Annotated in this window: 14 protein-coding genes and 1 pseudogene; all 15 read left to right on the forward strand. The window is 41.2% G+C overall.

All coding sequences use genetic code 11. The features are described 5' to 3' along the window. The first annotated feature begins 597 nt into the window (after nucleotides 1-597). Complete coding sequence (locus HT708_RS11670) at nucleotides 598-4,308, forward strand: DUF1542 domain-containing protein (RefSeq protein ID WP_240156184.1); 3,711 nt, start codon at nucleotides 598-600, stop codon at nucleotides 4,306-4,308. A gap of 311 nt (nucleotides 4,309-4,619) precedes the next feature. Beyond that, complete coding sequence (locus HT708_RS01510) at nucleotides 4,620-5,078, forward strand: DUF4231 domain-containing protein (RefSeq protein WP_000186951.1); 459 nt, start codon at nucleotides 4,620-4,622, stop codon at nucleotides 5,076-5,078. 12 nt (nucleotides 5,079-5,090) lie between these two features. Next, a complete protein-coding gene (locus HT708_RS01515) occupies nucleotides 5,091-5,699 on the forward strand; it encodes a hypothetical protein (RefSeq protein ID WP_000083606.1) in 609 nt (202 codons plus the stop codon). Between the two features lie 70 nt (nucleotides 5,700-5,769). Beyond that, the gene (locus HT708_RS01520; protein ID WP_001812878.1) at nucleotides 5,770-6,102 is read left to right on the forward strand and encodes a hypothetical protein; all 333 of its coding nucleotides are present in this window, start codon (nucleotides 5,770-5,772) and stop codon (nucleotides 6,100-6,102) included. 10 nt (nucleotides 6,103-6,112) lie between these two features. Then, nucleotides 6,113-7,528 (forward strand): cholesterol-dependent cytolysin pneumolysin, encoded by a 1,416-nt coding sequence (gene ply, locus HT708_RS01525; RefSeq protein WP_001284352.1) that lies wholly within the window; start codon nucleotides 6,113-6,115, stop codon nucleotides 7,526-7,528. A 694-nt stretch (nucleotides 7,529-8,222) separates the two neighbouring features. Further along, entirely contained in the window at nucleotides 8,223-8,939 is a 717-nt protein-coding gene (locus HT708_RS01530; protein WP_000532877.1) for a YebC/PmpR family DNA-binding transcriptional regulator, read from the forward strand. Nucleotides 8,940-9,111: 172 nt separating this feature from the next. Then, on the forward strand, nucleotides 9,112-9,582 hold the full coding sequence (locus tag HT708_RS01535; protein ID WP_023937308.1) for a MarR family winged helix-turn-helix transcriptional regulator: 471 nt from the start codon (nucleotides 9,112-9,114) through the stop codon (nucleotides 9,580-9,582). Then, nucleotides 9,557-11,326 carry an ABC transporter ATP-binding protein gene (locus HT708_RS01540; RefSeq protein ID WP_023937310.1) on the forward strand — a complete coding sequence of 590 codons (1,770 nt, stop codon included), beginning with the start codon at nucleotides 9,557-9,559 and terminating at the stop codon, nucleotides 11,324-11,326. Before HT708_RS01535 ends, HT708_RS01540 begins: the two co-directional genes overlap by 26 nt. After that, nucleotides 11,316-13,076, forward strand: a complete 1,761-nt coding sequence (locus HT708_RS01545) for an ABC transporter ATP-binding protein (RefSeq protein ID WP_138701879.1) — start codon at nucleotides 11,316-11,318, stop codon at nucleotides 13,074-13,076. Before HT708_RS01540 ends, HT708_RS01545 begins: the two co-directional genes overlap by 11 nt. A gap of 95 nt (nucleotides 13,077-13,171) precedes the next feature. Beyond that, nucleotides 13,172-13,675 carry a phosphatase PAP2 family protein gene (locus HT708_RS01550; RefSeq protein ID WP_054393071.1) on the forward strand — a complete coding sequence of 168 codons (504 nt, stop codon included), beginning with the start codon at nucleotides 13,172-13,174 and terminating at the stop codon, nucleotides 13,673-13,675. Nucleotides 13,676-13,894: 219 nt separating this feature from the next. Further along, entirely contained in the window at nucleotides 13,895-14,341 is a 447-nt protein-coding gene (locus HT708_RS01555; RefSeq protein WP_000776606.1) for a LytTR family DNA-binding domain-containing protein, read from the forward strand. Nucleotides 14,342-14,345: 4 nt separating this feature from the next. Then, nucleotides 14,346-15,020, forward strand: coding sequence for a hypothetical protein (locus tag HT708_RS01560; protein ID WP_172925888.1), 675 nt, complete (start codon nucleotides 14,346-14,348; stop codon nucleotides 15,018-15,020). Between the two features lie 241 nt (nucleotides 15,021-15,261). Next, a pseudogene (locus tag HT708_RS01565) lies at nucleotides 15,262-15,459 on the forward strand (N-acetylmuramoyl-L-alanine amidase family protein); the annotation flags it as partial. Nucleotides 15,460-15,673: 214 nt separating this feature from the next. After that, complete coding sequence (locus HT708_RS01570; protein ID WP_007284809.1) at nucleotides 15,674-15,973, forward strand: DUF4651 domain-containing protein; 300 nt, start codon at nucleotides 15,674-15,676, stop codon at nucleotides 15,971-15,973. After that, complete coding sequence (locus HT708_RS01575) at nucleotides 15,970-16,287, forward strand: thioredoxin family protein (protein WP_000615778.1); 318 nt, start codon at nucleotides 15,970-15,972, stop codon at nucleotides 16,285-16,287. The genes HT708_RS01570 and HT708_RS01575 overlap by 4 nt, the downstream gene beginning before the upstream one ends. Nucleotides 16,288-16,294 lie beyond the last annotated feature (7 nt).

The following is a 16,294-nucleotide window of genomic DNA, read 5'->3' on the forward strand; positions in this document are numbered from 1 at the left end:
CACGGGTGGTTATGACTTAAGGAATAGGAATGAAAAGTAAGAAGTTAAAATTATACTCAATGAAAATCTCTTCAAACCACATCAGCGTCGCCTTGCAGTCTGTATCTTACTGACCAAGCTATGGTGGACTTAGAATAGGTGATTTGGAGCGTCCTAGCGGCTAGGAAATGCTGATCATAGTCCTTTGCTGAGGATAGGGTGTTTCAATATTCAACACTCAACACTCAACTGTTGACCTAATTGATAGGAAGGGAATTACTATAAAATACTCAGGTTTCCATCATATTTCTTGAAACGATTGTGTAATTAAAATGTAACAATATTGTAACATTGGCACAAAAAGGTGTTGTACATATATAAATGTAGTATAACTGTTTCGCTATTTGTTAAAAAATAGGCTGTATTAAAAGGTTTTATATGTCTGTGCATATATATATATTGTCGCTTTTTTCTTGCCTTTCCTGACTCTATCTTGTCAGCGAGGAGGTTGACTTGTATGTCAGAAGTGTTACTATATGATTGATATATTATCGACTGTCGGCTTTTTGCGCGCTTTCTAAGCTCGGGGAAGCTCTCAGATGAGGAAAGGATTCACTTATGTTCAAGAAAAAGAATGATGGCAATGGAGAGAAAATTTTCCGTTATTCCATTCGTAAATACCATTTTGGGGCTGCTAGTGTTGCGGTTGCGGCATTGATGTTTTTCGCAAATGGGGTGCAAGCGCAGGCACCTGCAGTATCTTCGGCAACAGCCAGTGATGTAGTTGCTGGATCTGCTGGAAATTCAGATGGGGAACCACAGGAGTCAGATGGGGAAGAGCCAGAGAAGGTCTCTCAGACTGAACCGTCGGCTGAGCTCCAGTCTGCAGGGGAGTCAAACTCTCCAGAGACTAAAATCGAGGACGCTAGTAAGGGGCAGGAAACAGCTGGCCTTGTTCCTACCAAACCAGAGACGAAGCCAGCTGCTCAAGAAACTTCTCAAGGAGGAGCAGTAAAAGAGCAAGACCAGCCCACATCTGCCACTAAAACGACAGAAGCTAAATCACTCCAAGGCAATCTGCAAGCTTTGTTGGAAAAACTAACTCTTAGCTCCATGAAAGCGCTCCACGATGAAGTGGAAGCAGGTCTAGCAGCAGCTAAGGCAGTTTTGGACGATCCAAAAGCGACGCAAGCGCAGGTTGATGAGCAAGTAAGAGCTATGGAAGAACTGACGAGCCGTGTCAATCAAGCCTTGGAGCCATCGCTACCAAAATTGACAGACTTGGGTGAAGCAAGTTCGACAAATAATAAGCTTGTCGAACCAAACGGAACTGCAACTGAGCAAGCAACTGGTGGAAAGCGTCGTAAAAGAGGGGGAACAATCGAGCCTGGAGCAGTTGCGAACCAAGTTAGTCCAACTGATGGAGGAAAGGAAGCAGCACCTGAAGCCAACTCTCAATCTACTCCACGAGAACTCCCAACCTACACTAATACGACAGAAGGTGAAAACGGCGTCTATAGACTAAAAGATGAATTAGAGTCTATTGTCAAACGACTTAAAGAAAATCAAGCGTCGGAAGATAAAATCCAAGCAGCAAAAGCAGCAGCTGATAAGTTCAATGAAGCCTTTTCTAAAGGCGATACCATCAGCCAAGAAGATTTTGCCGCTGCCCTAGTCGACCTGAAAAAATCCCGAGACCTCATCGAAGGAGTGCTGGAAGAAAAATATGGTGAGGAAACTACAGCTGGAGGAGTAACTCCTCAACCACGTGATGGTGGCTACTCTGACTTTCGTAGTTCGAGAGTTACAAGAGCTGCAAGAGTTGGCGAAAACTACTCTGAAGCCTTTAGAACAGCTCAAGAAAGTTATTTTGAGAAATCAGGTGATAGGGGAAATTCTCCTTATGATAAGTATACCTATGTTTTCTATTCAAATAGAAAATATAGAGATAACTCAACGAAGCTGGTATCAGAGGCTGAAAAATATATTAAAGCTACAGTAACATCAACGGAAGATGGATTTCATTGGGATATTGAAATTAATAATCAGCACAGGAGATTACCGGGGAATACACAAGTTTGGTTTACTGTTCCTTCGGGTCAAGAATTTAAACACAATTCGGATGCTTTTAGCATAACAGAAAAAAGTGGAGGAACTACAACTAGATCTCCAAATACTAGTAGTATTTTAGAACTACTTAGAGACTCAAGAGCGCAATTTGGTAGGGTTACTAAAGGGACTACGACGTCTACTGGCGTTAATAATAGATTCACATTGAATCCAATGCCGTCTGGAAGTCTAAACGATTTGGCAAGGAGGGGACCTAGAGGAACCAATCCTTATGAGAGACGAGCTGAAAGCCGAGAAAATCAAAAGGTTTCAGATGGAAAGTTTGACATTATCAATTCAAGTAGAGGAGAGTTATACTATTTTGAATTGCCCAATAGTGACAGAAAATATAGATTGTCATTTAATACCGTGGGAAATAATGATGTTAAAAAACTGGTATATGCTTTTGGATTAAGAGGCAGAGAGGGGGCCGAATTATTTCTTGCAAACCAATGGCATGCCAGAACATATGCCGAGGCAAAAGGTGATGCTAAGGATGAAATAGAGAAAGCGAGACAACGTAAAAATGATAGCCTTGGTAAGAATGGAAGCCTTTCGTCTGTAGAGCGAGATGGTGCTACTGCAATAGTTAATACCTATGCACGTCAAGCTACACGCGATATTGAAAATGCCGACAGCCTTATTAAGGTGGATGATGCCTTGCACAAGGGGTTGGAAAATATTAACGGCGTGAACCCGATAGGGAAAGATTTGCCAAAAGAAGCTATCAAACAAGCCGCAAATACTAAACGAGGTGAGATAGACAAACAAGCAGGCTTAACAGATGAAGAAAAAGCTACAGCTAAGCGAACAGTAACAGAGAAAGAAACAACAGCAGTCTCAAACGTAGATACAGCAACAACAAATACAGCGGTAGATACAGCCAAAACTACAGGAGTTACTGAAATTAATAACGTTACAGCCACAGGAACTAAAAAACCTGAAGCAAAAGAAGCTATCAAACAAGCCGCAAATACTAAACGAGGTGAGATAGACAAACAAGCAGGCTTAACAGATGAAGAAAAAGCTACAGCTAAGCGAACAGTAACAGAGAAAGAAACAACAGCAATCTCAAACGTAGATACAGCAACAACAAATACAGCGGTAGATACAGCCAAAACTACAGGAGTTACTGAAATTAATAACGTTACAGCCACAGGAACTGCTAACACTCAAGCTAAGCAAGAACTACGCAGAAAAGCTGACGAGAAGAAAAACGCTCTAGCAGGAACTCCTCATATCACAAATGAAGAGAAGGAAGCCGCTAATCGTCAAGTAGAGGCAGCAGTTACAGCAGCGGAAGCTGAGATTGATAAAGCTAAGACACAAACTGATGTAGAGAATGCGAAGACTGCTGGTATTGCTGAAATCAATAAGGTCACAGCCACAGCAAGCGCCAACAATGGTGGCAATACTAACACCGGTGGTAACACCAACAATGGTGGCAACACTAACAATGGTGGCAACACTAACGCTGGTGGCAACACTAACACCGGTGGCAACACTAACAATGGTGGTAACACTAATAACGGTGGCAACACTAATAACGGTGGCAACACCAACACCGGTGGCAACACTAATAACGGTGGCAACACTAACACCAGTGTGACACCACCAATCCGTAACCGGAGAAGTGTAACCTTTGCTGGTGGCACTCAATCGAGTCAAGAGAAACAGGTTGATAAATCCGTCTTAAGAGATTTGATTGGAGACTTGGAAACTCGTTTGAAAGACTTGGATGGTATTGATCAATCTGTCATCGACGCTGTGAAGATCATTCTCGGAGAGGGTCAAGAAGCCCTTAGAAATACTGACTTGACGGAAGCAGACTTGAGAGAGATGACTGCTAAGATCAAAGAAGCACTCGAATCCTTGAAAGGTAAGCAAGCGACTAAGGATAAAGAGGAAATGCAAGAAACAAGCAAAGAGCAAGGTCATCTTCCATATGGTACCATGATTGCTAGCCTGCTCGCCCTTCTTGGTCTCCTTCTCTTCCTCATCGCTCGTCGCAAGAAAGAGTCAGAACTCAAGAAATTGACTAAGGAACTGACTAAGGTTCTGCAAGAAAGCGACCTTACAAATGTAGATGCGAAAGTCCTTGACCAAGCACGAGAAGCTCTCGCTCAAGCAGTTGCCTTCCTAGCCAATGAGAAAGAGTTTGACCACACAGAAGAGGAGTTGATTGAGAAACTCAAAGCTGTTCTTGCTCAGTTAAGATAAGTCAAACTTAGCCGAGTCGGAAACCAGCTAGAATAGTGATTGATAGAATGTTGGAAAAACTCAATTTGAGGTGAACATTCAGAAAATCTTTCTCTGATAAAACGCATAATATCAAGCTTTTTAAGGCAAGGTATTATGCGTTTTTATCATTTTGAAACTTTTTGTTCCATCCTTTTTGTGATATTTTTCCCTTATTTCACAAATATTTCATATTTAGATTTTATAATAAGTTATAGTTCAGTTTTTACTATACTTTGATATTCAAATATGTTATACTATGATTATCAAAGTAAATGAAAGGGGTTACGAACATGACGCCAGAAGAAATGTACCTGACAGATCGATTGGACGTACAGATAGCTCATTTTTTAAAGAAAAGCGTTCAACATCGTAGACGCTATAAGGTATTAAAAATAACAGAAATCGTGGCAGGTTTCCTCATAGCTGTCTTTTGTGCTGTTCCTATGCCAGGTGATCGCTACCGTTTGATTTCGGTTGCCTTATCCAGTTTAGGCTTGCTGTGTGAAGGGATTCTCAATTTGTATAATGCAAAGGAACATTGGATTTCTTACCAAAAGACTGCGCAACTCCTGGAGAGAGAAAAATTCCTCTATCAATGCCAAACAGAGAAATATGCAGGAAAAACCAAGACTTTTGCCCTATTTGTCAAGACATGCGAAGGTCTTATCTCAGAGGAAATCAACCAGTGGGAAAGTATCCAGTCAAAAGAAGTGGCAGCTAGTGCAGATGCTCCAGAGAAAAAAGAGTAGGAGGTGGAGGAAATGTCTCAATCCAGCTACCTATTGCCCTTGCTCTGGTTAAAAAAAGAAGCCGACAAGGAAAAGATGAGCGCAACTCAGTGCCAGATATTTTTCTTTTATTATCAACTGTTTGAACTCTTATTTGCTAGAGAAAGCGACTTGAGAGACTTGTGTCTGGGAAGGCAAGGTTTTTATTTCTCGCAGTTAGAGAAAGATTTGCTTTCTGGAGTTTCCCACTTTTTAAAAAACTTGGAGGGCAAGGGGACTCTCAAGGCTAATCAAGAAGTATCAGCTCGCAAAGCCCTTTTTCTAGCCTTGACAACTAGCCAGTCAGATTGGCAAGCTTTGGCTCCTGTTTTTGATTTTTATCAGACTATCGGGAGACTTGAACATCCTTCTCTCTTGAGTTCTCAGGACAGACAATATCTGATGTGGATTTACCAGTCAGCTTTGGAGAAGGATTATAGTGTCAAGGTTATTGGCGACAAGCATTTTGTATTGAAGAGACAAGATGCTACTAAATTGACAGGGCGCCAAACTCAAACTTTGGAAACACTGAGTCAATCAGAAGACTTGGTCAATCCTGTCTATGTTACATTAGGAGAAAAGGGGGTGCTCTTGCTTGATTAAGAGAGGAGATGTTGTAGCTCTTTATTTGCCTTTTCCGACTATTAGTAGCGATTTGGCTGTGAAGAATCATATGTATATTTGTATTGACAACAGCATGACTAAAAACAAAGAGTTGGTTAAAAATCAGACCTTCAAACCAGCTCTCTTGACCAGACGTTTGGTCAAGAACTTTATGATAGAAGAGCCGGATCTAGCTCGTAATCCTTTTACAAGACCAACCTTGATTGACTTAGATAAGGTATTTATGTTGGATAATACGGTCATTCCGACTTCTTATCTAGCTAGACGGCGACGCAATGTCTCAGAAGAATTGTACGAGGAAATTTTGGATCACTTAGTCCAACCACGGCTGATTTCGCTGAACAAGTCTGAGTTTATGCAACTCAATCCAGGAACTTATTAGGAGGAAGAATATGGCAAATAAAGCAGTAAATGACTTTATACTAGCTATGGATTATGATAAAAAGAAACTCTTGACCCATCAGGGAGAGAGTATTGAAAATCGTTTCATCAAAGAGGGGAATCAACTACCCGATGAGTTTGTTGTTATCGAAAGAAAGAAGCGGAGCCTGTCGACAAACACAAGTGATATTTCCGTGACGGCTACCAACGATAGTCGCCTCTATCCTGGAGCGCTTCTCGTAGTGGATGAGACCTTGTTAGAGAATAATCCCACTCTTCTTGCGGTCGATCGTGCTCCGATGACTTATAGTATTGATTTGCCTGGTTTGGCAAGTAGTGATAGCTTTCTCCAAGTAGAAGATCCCAGCAATTCAAGTGTTCGCGGAGCGGTAAACGATTTGTTGGCCAAGTGGCATCAAGATTATGGTCAGGTCAATAATGTCCCAGCTAGAATGCAGTATGAAAAAATCACGGCTCACAGCATGGAACAACTCAAGGTCAAGTTTGGTTCTGACTTTGAAAAGACAGGGAATTCTCTTGATATTGATTTTAATTCTGTCCATTCGGGCGAAAAGCAGATTCAGATTGTTAATTTTAAGCAGATTTATTATACAGTCAGCGTAGATGCTGTTAAAAATCCAGGAGATGTGTTTCAAGATACTGTAACGGTAGAGGATTTAAGACAGAGAGGAATTTCTGCAGAGCGTCCTTTGGTCTATATTTCGAGTGTTGCTTATGGGCGCCAAGTCTATCTCAAGTTGGAAACCACGAGTAAGAGTGATGAAGTAGAGGCTGCTTTTGAAGCTTTGATAAAAGGAGTCAAGGTAGCTCCTCAGACAGAGTGGAAACAGATTTTGGACAATACAGAAGTGAAGGCGGTTATTTTAGGGGGCGACCCGAGTTCGGGTGCCCGAGTTGTAACAGGCAAGGTGGATATGGTAGAGGACTTGATTCAAGAAGGCAGTCGCTTTACAGCCAATCATCCAGGTTTGCCGATTTCTTATACAACTTCTTTTTTACGGGACAATGTAGTTGCGACCTTTCAAAACAGTACAGACTATGTTGAGACTAAGGTGACAGCCTACAGAAACGGAGATTTACTTTTGGATCATAGTGGTGCCTATGTTGCCCAATATTACATTACTTGGGATGAATTATCCTATGATAATCAAGGTAAGGAAGTTTTGACTCCTAAGGCTTGGGACAGAAATGGGCAGGATTTGACGGCTCATTTTACCACTAGTATTCCTTTAAAAGGGAATGTTCGCAATCTCTCTGTCAAAATTAGAGAGTGTACCGGACTTGCCTGGGAATGGTGGCGTACGGTTTATGAAAAAACCGATTTGCCACTAGTGCGTAAGCGGACGATTTCTATTTGGGGAACGACTCTTTATCCTCAGGTAGAGGATAAGGTAGAAAATGACTAGGCTCGTGATTTTAAAATGAGTCTATCAAACCGTAGCTGTAAGAAAAAGTAAAAAGGGTAGTGAAACTCCTTGCTATACAGGGAATTAGCTACCTTTTACTTGTTTTAGAAGTGCCGTTGTACTAGTCTAACTTCAGTATCATGTGAAATCAAAAAGAGCATACATTTCTGTTTCAGGAACACATAAATTACACTCTTCGAAAATCTCTTCAAACTACGTCAGCCCTATCTGCAACCTCAAAACAGTGTTTTGAGCAACCTGTGGCTAGTTTTCGAGTTTGCTCTTTGATTTTCATTGAGTAATAGATGTTTGGTTAGAAATTCTTCTATTGATTTCTTAGAATACAATAGCGCCTATAAGAACTGTTGAATTTCAAAGTATTTACTTGAACTATGATATGTCTGGAGTAGACTGTCAATAAAAGGTGCAGTATGATTGTTTTTGTCGATTATATCTACAAACTCTAAACAGTAGTTTGAGCGGACTTTGTCAAACTTGGTAGAAACTTTCTATTTTCAGATAATGGTCTAGTTTGTTTTTTGAATGTTGATAAGGATGGAAAGGCAAGAAAATCTTGGCAGCCAAAGTGCTATCCTAGTTGGATTTACTGAATAAAATCCATTTCCTCTAGTGAAAATCGAAAAAACTTGTGTTATAATAAGAAAGATTAAAATGTGAAAAAAGGAGATTCCTAATGGGACGTAAATGGGCCAATATCGTAGCCAAGAAAACGGCTAAAGATGGAGCTAACTCTAAAGTATATGCAAAATTTGGTGTAGAAATCTATGTAGCAGCTAAAAAAGGTGATCCAGATCCAGAATCAAACTCAGCTTTGAAATTCGTTATCGACCGTGCTAAACAAGCCCAAGTGCCAAAACACGTTATTGATAAAGCGATTGATAAAGCAAAAGGAAACACAGACGAAACCTTTACAGAAGGACGTTACGAAGGTTTTGGACCAAATGGTTCTATGTTGATCGTGGATACTTTGACTTCAAATGTCAACCGTACAGCGGCTAATGTCCGTGCAGCTTTTGGTAAAAACGGAGGAAACATGGGCGCTTCAGGTTCGGTTTCATACCTCTTTGACAACAAGGGAGTTATCGTATTTGCAGGTGAAGATGCCGATGCAGTCTTTGAGCAATTGCTTGAAGCAGATGTGGATGTGGATGATGTAGAAGCAGAAGAAGGTACAATCACAGTTTACACAGCTCCAACTGACCTTCACAAGGCTATCGTTGCCCTTCGTGAGTCAGGTATCGAAGAATTCCAAGTGACTGAATTGGAAATGATTCCTCAGTCAGAAGTGGAATTGTCAGGCGATGACCTTGAAACCTTTGAAAAACTTTACAGCGTTCTTGAAGACGACGAAGACGTACAAAAAATCTACACAAACGTAGACGGGTTCTAAATTAACCTAGCAAACATGATCCTAAGTGAAAAAATCACTTGGGATTTTTTAAATCAAAAAAATAGTTCTCTAGGAAACTTTTTCTTGACATCTTTTCTGAAAATGATAAAATAGTTTTCATGGAAACTTAATTGTTCTCCAGAGAACTATTTTTATTTAGAAGGAGGAGATTATGGACAAACCGATGTTAGTCTTTAAGCGTTTTGGTCATCAGATTCACCTCATGGTGCAAAAGGAAGCCAAACGTTGTGGTATTGAATTTATGGGTGGGCCTCAAGGTCAGGTTGTACGTTTTTTGGATAATCGTGAGAAAAACCAAGACTTGGTCTTGATTAAAGATATCGAGCAGGAACTCAATATTACCAAGTCTGTTGCTAGTAATTTGGTCAAGCGTATGGTGCAAAATGGTTTGGTGGAATTGGAGGCGAGTCCTAGCGATAAGCGGGCTAAATTTGTTCGTCTGACGGACAAATCACGTTCTCAGATGAAACAGGTTAAGGCCTTCTTTGAACGCATAGACAAGCAGTTGATGGAAGACATTGATGAAGATGAATTACTGATTTTTGAGAAAGTTCTCGGTCAACTACAGGAAAATATCAAGGGGATAGGAGGAGAGAATGAAGAAATTAGCAAAACGAATTAGTAGAAAAGAATGGGGGATGATTTTACTAGCCATTCTCTTTACTTGCTTTTCGGTCTATCTAGAGTTGGAAGTGCCGACCTATATCTCGAAAATTACGGATTTGCTAGGTAGTCAAGGAACTAATTTAGATGAGTTGTGGCAGCCGGCAAGCATGATGGTGGGAATGTCCTTTCTTGCCTTCTTGTCCGTAGTTGCAGTTGGATTTTTTGCATCCCGAGTGGCGGCTTCTTATACTAGTAGGCTGAGAAGTGATATTTTTAACCGAGTTTTGGATTACTCGCAGACAGAGATTAAGAAATTCTCTATTCCTAGTCTCTTGACGCGTACCACCAATGACATTACTCAAGTTCAAATGTTGATTACCATGGGCTTGCAAGTAGTTACGCGTGGTCCAATTATGGCTATCTGGGCTATTGGGAAGATTTTAGGTCATTCAGAATACTGGCTCTGGGCCGTTCTTGTGGCAGTGATTGTCAATGTTTTGATGACGACCGTTTTGATGACGCTAGCCTTTCCAAAACAGTCCTTGATTCAGGGGCTGACTGATAAACTGAACAGTATTACTCGTGAAAGTTTAACAGGTATTCGCGTCGTTCGTGCCTACAATGCAGAGGAATACCAAAATGAAAAATTTGCAGTAGCAAATGATGAATTGACACGCTTGAATTTGTTTGTCAACCGTCTTATGGCTATTTTGAACCCTATCATGATGGGGATTTCAAGTGGTTTGAGTGTGGCGATTTACTGGATTGGGGCCTATGTGATTAACGACGCTGCTCCGATAGCGCGTCTGCCTCTCTTTAGTGACATGATTGTTTTCATGTCTTATGCCATGCAGGTTGTCATGGGCTTCCTTCTCATGGGAGCACTCTTCATCGTTCTTCCCCGAACTATGGTCTCTGCTAAGCGGATTAATCAAGTTTTAGATTTGCATTCTTCTATCCAAAACCCTGCTCAAGTGCAGCTGGCTGATGAAAACCTCAAAGGTCAGGTCGAATTTAAGGATGTGACCTTCCGCTATGCGTCAAATTCGGAGGCAGTTATCGAACATGTTAGCTTTAGAGCAGAAGCTGGTCAAACAGTGGCCTTTATTGGGTCAACAGGTTCTGGTAAATCAACTCTGGTCAATCTGATTCCACGATTCTACGATGTGTCAGCAGGAGAAATTCTGGTGGACGGTGTTAATGTTCAAGACTATGACTTGAATGATTTGCGCAACAAGGTTGGTTATATTCCCCAGAAAGCGGTTCTCTTTTCAGGTGATGTCAAGGGTAATTTAGACTTTGGACAGAGTCAAGAAACACCGCTTAGTGAGCAAGTTATGTGGCAAGCCTTGGAATTGGCCCAGTCTAAGAACTTTATCGAAGACAAGGAAGCGGGCTTAGCGTCAGAAGTGGCCCAAGGAGGAACCAACTTCTCAGGTGGTCAAAGACAACGTCTGGCAATTGCGCGTGCCTTAGCTCGGAAGCCAGAAATCCTCATCTTTGATGACTCCTTCTCAGCCTTGGACTACAAGACAGACCGTGTCCTACGCCAAGAGCTAGCAGAAAAAACCAAGTCTATGACCAAGCTTATCGTTGCACAACGCATTTCAACGATTATGGATGCAGATTTGATTTTGGTCTTGGATCAAGGAAAAGTCGTGGGACAAGGCACCCACAAGGAACTTCTAGCTAATAACGAAGTTTACCAAGAAATTGCTTATTCACAACTATCGAAGGAGGAATTGGAACATGGAAAATAAGAAAATGTCTCTCTGGAAACAGAGTAAACCCTATCTTGCAGGCCTCCAGTTTGCCCTTCTAATCGCCTTTCTAGCAACAATCGTATCCAATATCATTACTGTATATGGTCCAACCCGCATCAAGGAAATGACTAATATTATTGCCAGTGGTCTGGAAACAAGTGTGGATGTCGCGGCGGTTGCAGCTATTGGTGGTTTTTTGGCTGTGATTTATGTGATCGGACTTCTATCAAATTATTTACAGGCCTTTCTGTTTACAACAGCTATTCAACGTTTTTCAGAGCGTTTGAGAAGAGCTATTGCAGAGAAAATCAATAGCCTTCCATTGGGATATTTTGATGGACATTCTCAAGGAGATACTTTGTCTCGTGTAACCAATGACGTTGACACTGCAGCCCAGTCCCTTAATCAAAGTCTGGGAACAGTTCTTTCATCTAGTTTATTGGTCTTAGCAGTCTTGGTAACCATGTTTGGGATGAACTGGATTTTAGCCTTGGTGACGGTTGTTTCAACTCTTGTTGGTTTTGCTTTCGTGTCTGTCTTTATGGGAAAATCCCAGGGCTTCTTTAAGAGTCAGCAACAAGATTTGGCAGCTGTCAATGGCTATGTGGAGGAAATGTACTCTGGCCATAATGTGGTGACCAGTTATAATGCTATCGAGAGTACGAAAGAAGAGTTTGCGAAATTAAACCATCGTCTGTATGACAGTATTTGGAAATCTCAATTTATTTCAGGGATTATGATGCCGATTATGATGTTTATTGGGAACTTTAGCTATGCCTTGGTGATTATCGTTGGTGCAGCCTTGGCCTTAAATGGGCACATCAGTATCGGGATTATCGTTGCCTTTATGGCCTACGTTCGTATCTTTTCTCAGCCTCTTTCACAAATTGCCCAAGGGATTACTAGTTTGCAGCAGGCTAGTGCAGCCATGGGACGTGTCTTCGAATTCCTAGCTGAAGAGGAGATGGAAGATGAATCCCATAAAGAAAGACAATTGAGCGATATGAAAGGTCAAGTAGTCTTTGATCGAGTCTCCTTTGGTTATACACCAGAGCGAACCATTATTCATGACTTTTCTGCGACCGCTCATGCAGGTCAAAAGGTTGCCATTGTCGGACCGACCGGAGCTGGTAAGACAACCATTGTCAATTTTTTGATGAAGTTCTATGAGATTGATAAGGGAAGTATCCGTATCGATGGTGTGGATACCAAGGATATGAAGCGTTCGGAAGTACACGATGCCTTTTCAATGGTCTTGCAGGATACTTGGCTCTTTGAAGGTACTATCCGAGATAATCTCATCTATAACCAAAAGGGTATTAGTGATGAGCGCGTGATTGAAGCTAGCAAGGCTGTAGGGATTCACCACTTTATTATGACCCTACCAGATGCTTATGATACCGTCTTGGATGATACAGTGACCTTGTCTGTCGGGCAAAAACAACTATTGACCATTGCTCGTGCTTTGTTAAAAGATGCGCCACTCCTAATCCTAGATGAGGCGACTTCTTCTGTTGATACCCGTACAGAGGAATTGATTCAGAAAGCCATGGATCGTTTGATGGAAGGCAGAACGTCCTTTGTCATCGCCCACCGCTTGTCTACTATCCGAAATGCTGATCTTATTCTGGTTATGAAAGATGGCAATATCATCGAGCAAGGAAATCATGATGAGCTGATGGCGCAAGCTGGTTTCTACGCTGACCTCTATAACAGTCAGTTTACAGAAGACGAAGCAGAAGAATAAATCCAAAGAAGGCTTGACGGCCTTCTTTTTCTGCACTATACTAGAAGATAAGTGTTTCCCTGCAAGCAAAATTTGAGTAAGTAATGAGAAAATATATGAAAAATTATCAAGAATGGTATGACCATATTGCTGGTAAGATTGAAAATAAGCCTATCTTTCTGAGACTGTTAAGAGCTTTCAATCGGTTCATGACAGTAGTTATGCCTATGATTTATCTAACCTTGTTAGCAATTACCTATCTCCAACAAGGACTTGGGACACAGGTCGGAATCTATTTGTTTATTCCAGCGTCAGGTTTTGTGATTTTGTCCTTTCTTCGTAAGAAAATCAATGCTCCTAGGCCTTATGAGGAATGGGATATTAAACCCTTGCTTGACAGAGATAGTCCTGGTCAGTCTATGCCCAGTCGTCATGTCTTTTCAGCAACCATTATCTCCATGGCTTGCTTACATGCTAGTTTATCTGTAGGGGTTATCCTGTTGGTCTTGTCAGCCTTCCTCGGTCTAGTGAGAGTCTTAGGGGGAGTGCATTATCCCAAGGATGTAGTGGTTGGTTATATTTGTGCTCTTGTATGGGGTGTGATTTTCTTTCTATTTTGACCTGTAAGTTAATACTCAATGAAAATCAAAGAGCAAACTAGGAAGCTAGCCGCAAGCTGTACTTGAGTACGGTAAGGCGACGCTGACGTGGTTTGAATTTGATTTTCGAAGAGTATAAGGCGGTCCTAGAACCACTTACGTGCCTAAAGTAACCACTTGCTTTTTTGCTCTTGTTTTCTTATTTTAGCTTTGATATAGTAGAGTCAGAAAGGAGATGGAATGAAGTTACGAATCGAAATTGACAGCAATTTAGAGGAAACTGAAATTGTCATCAAGGCAGCGGCTTTGACAGATGAGATTGCGGATTTGCAACGTCTCTTGCAAGAGTCCAAGTCTCCTCGGTTGATTTTTTACAAGGGGACGGGTGAGTACTACTTAGACTTGTCAGAAATTCTCTTTTTTGAGACAGAAGGGAGCAAGATTTATGCCCATACTCAGAAAGATGCCTACGAGGTTCGGCTTAAACTCTATGAGTTAGAGGCTATCCTGCCCCGTTATTTCAGTCGAGTATCCAAGTCAACTATCGCTAATATCCGTCAGGTTTACTCGGTGGACAAGTCCTTTTCAGGAACGGGCACTATTTCCTTTTATCAGACCCACAAGGAGGTTCATGTCTCACGGCATTACCAATCCCTCCTAAAAGAAAATCTAAGAAACATGAGGTAATAAGATGAAAAAGAAAGCATTTGGTATTGTGTTACTTGTACTAGCAGCTTTAATATTAGTACAAGGAAATTTTGGAATCCCTTCTCTAGGAGGGCACATTTGGCCCTTGATTGGTATTACTTTTTTTGCCTACCAATCAGTTGGAGCTTTGTTGCGTCGCCACTTAACTTCAGCCTCTTTTACAGTTCTAGTAGCCTTAATGATTGCTAATCATTTTTATGACATCTTACCTATTCCAAATCAGTCATTGTTCTGGGCTAGTATTTTGATTGTAATGGGTGTCAGCGTACTCACTCATTCTAACAGAACTTGGAATGGGAAAAAATGGTGGTATGATGGTGAAAAAAACATTCTTGTAGATAAGGAAGTTGCTTTTGGGACTGGGACTTTCTACAAGCAAAACCAAGAATTGGTAGAAGACCAAGTAGAAGTTGGTTTTGGCAATGCCAAGATATATTATGACAATGCAGAGATTTTAGGAGATACCGCAACCCTGAAGGTGGAAGTTGGTTTTGGCAATGCAGTTATCTATGTTCCCCAACATTGGAGAGTTGATTTGAAGGTGGAAACTTTCTGTGGTGTAGCCAAGGCAGATGCCCCTCTAGCCCCAACCAGCAAAACCTTGATTATCCGTGGAGATGTGGCCTTTGGGAAGTTGGGAATTGTCTACGTTAAATAAAAAATCTTCACTTCAATCATCAAAATAGGCGTACTAAGAGTAGGAAATTGATGCCTTGCTCTGATTTCAGTTCTATGGTTGTTAGACTTTAAAAAATGAAATGTTGCCTTTAAAAGTTGTATATTTTTCGATATTTTGGCTCTTACGTTTGATGTATCTATGTCCTACAGCGTGGATGATGTAGTGTAAAATGCTTTAAAAAAATGAAGGATATTGGACAGTTTTTTGAACCTTTAATTGCTCAGGAGCTATGAAAGTCAGCACTTGGGTTTATGACAAGGGAGAATGGTATTATGTAAGTTCTTCTGGTGCCATGCTAGCGAATGATTGGGTCAAAGATAATGGCAAGTGGTATTATCTGGCTTCATCAGGTAAGATGCTTCGCAATACCTACACCCCTGATGGTTACTACGTTGACAACTCAGGTGCTTGGCAATAAGAATAATACTCTTCGAAAATCTCTTCAAACCATGTGAGCTTCATCCACAACCTCAAAAAGCTGTTTTGAGCTGACTTCNNCAACCTGCGGCTAGCTTCCCAGTTTGCTCTTTGATTTTCATTGAGTATAAGAAGTCCTTTTCCTTTAAGGAAGAGGCTTTTTACTTGCTTTTCTGCTGCTTCCTCATTTGTCCTAAAGCCTTTTTTGTGTTAAAATGAATGGTATGAAAGCTAAAAAAATGTGGATGGCAGGTCTGGCTCTGCTTGGTATTGGGAGCCTTGCCCTTGCTACGAAAAAAGTTGCAGATGACCATAAGCTCAGGAAGACTCAGGAAGAGTTGACAGCGATTGTGCGAGACCATTTTTCAGACATGGGAGAAATTGCGACCCTCTATGTTCAAGTTTACGAAAGCGGTCTAGAGAGCTTGGTTGGTGGCGTGATTTTTGAGGATGGGCGTCATTATACCTTTGTCTATGAAAATGAAGACCTAGTCTATGAGGAGGAAGTCTTATGATACAACCAGCAAGTTTAGAAGAATTAGCATCCTTAGTAGAAAAAGATGGCAAGAAGGTCTTTCTTTTTGTGGCGGACTGGTGTGGCGATTGTCGTTATATCTATCCTGCCTTACCAGAAATTGAGAAAACTAATCCAGAGTTCACCTTTATTCGTGTGGACCGAGACCAGTATATGGATTTGGCCAAACTTTGGGATGTTTACGGAATTCCTAGCCTTGTTGTTCTAGAAAAGGACAAGGAAATCGGTCGTTTTGTTAATCGCGACCGTAAAAGCAAGCAACAAATTAACGACTTTTTAGCAGGACTGAAATAGGAGAAAT

Source organism: Streptococcus sp. 3613, assembly GCF_013277375.1.
GTDB lineage: Bacteria > Bacillota > Bacilli > Lactobacillales > Streptococcaceae > Streptococcus > Streptococcus pseudopneumoniae.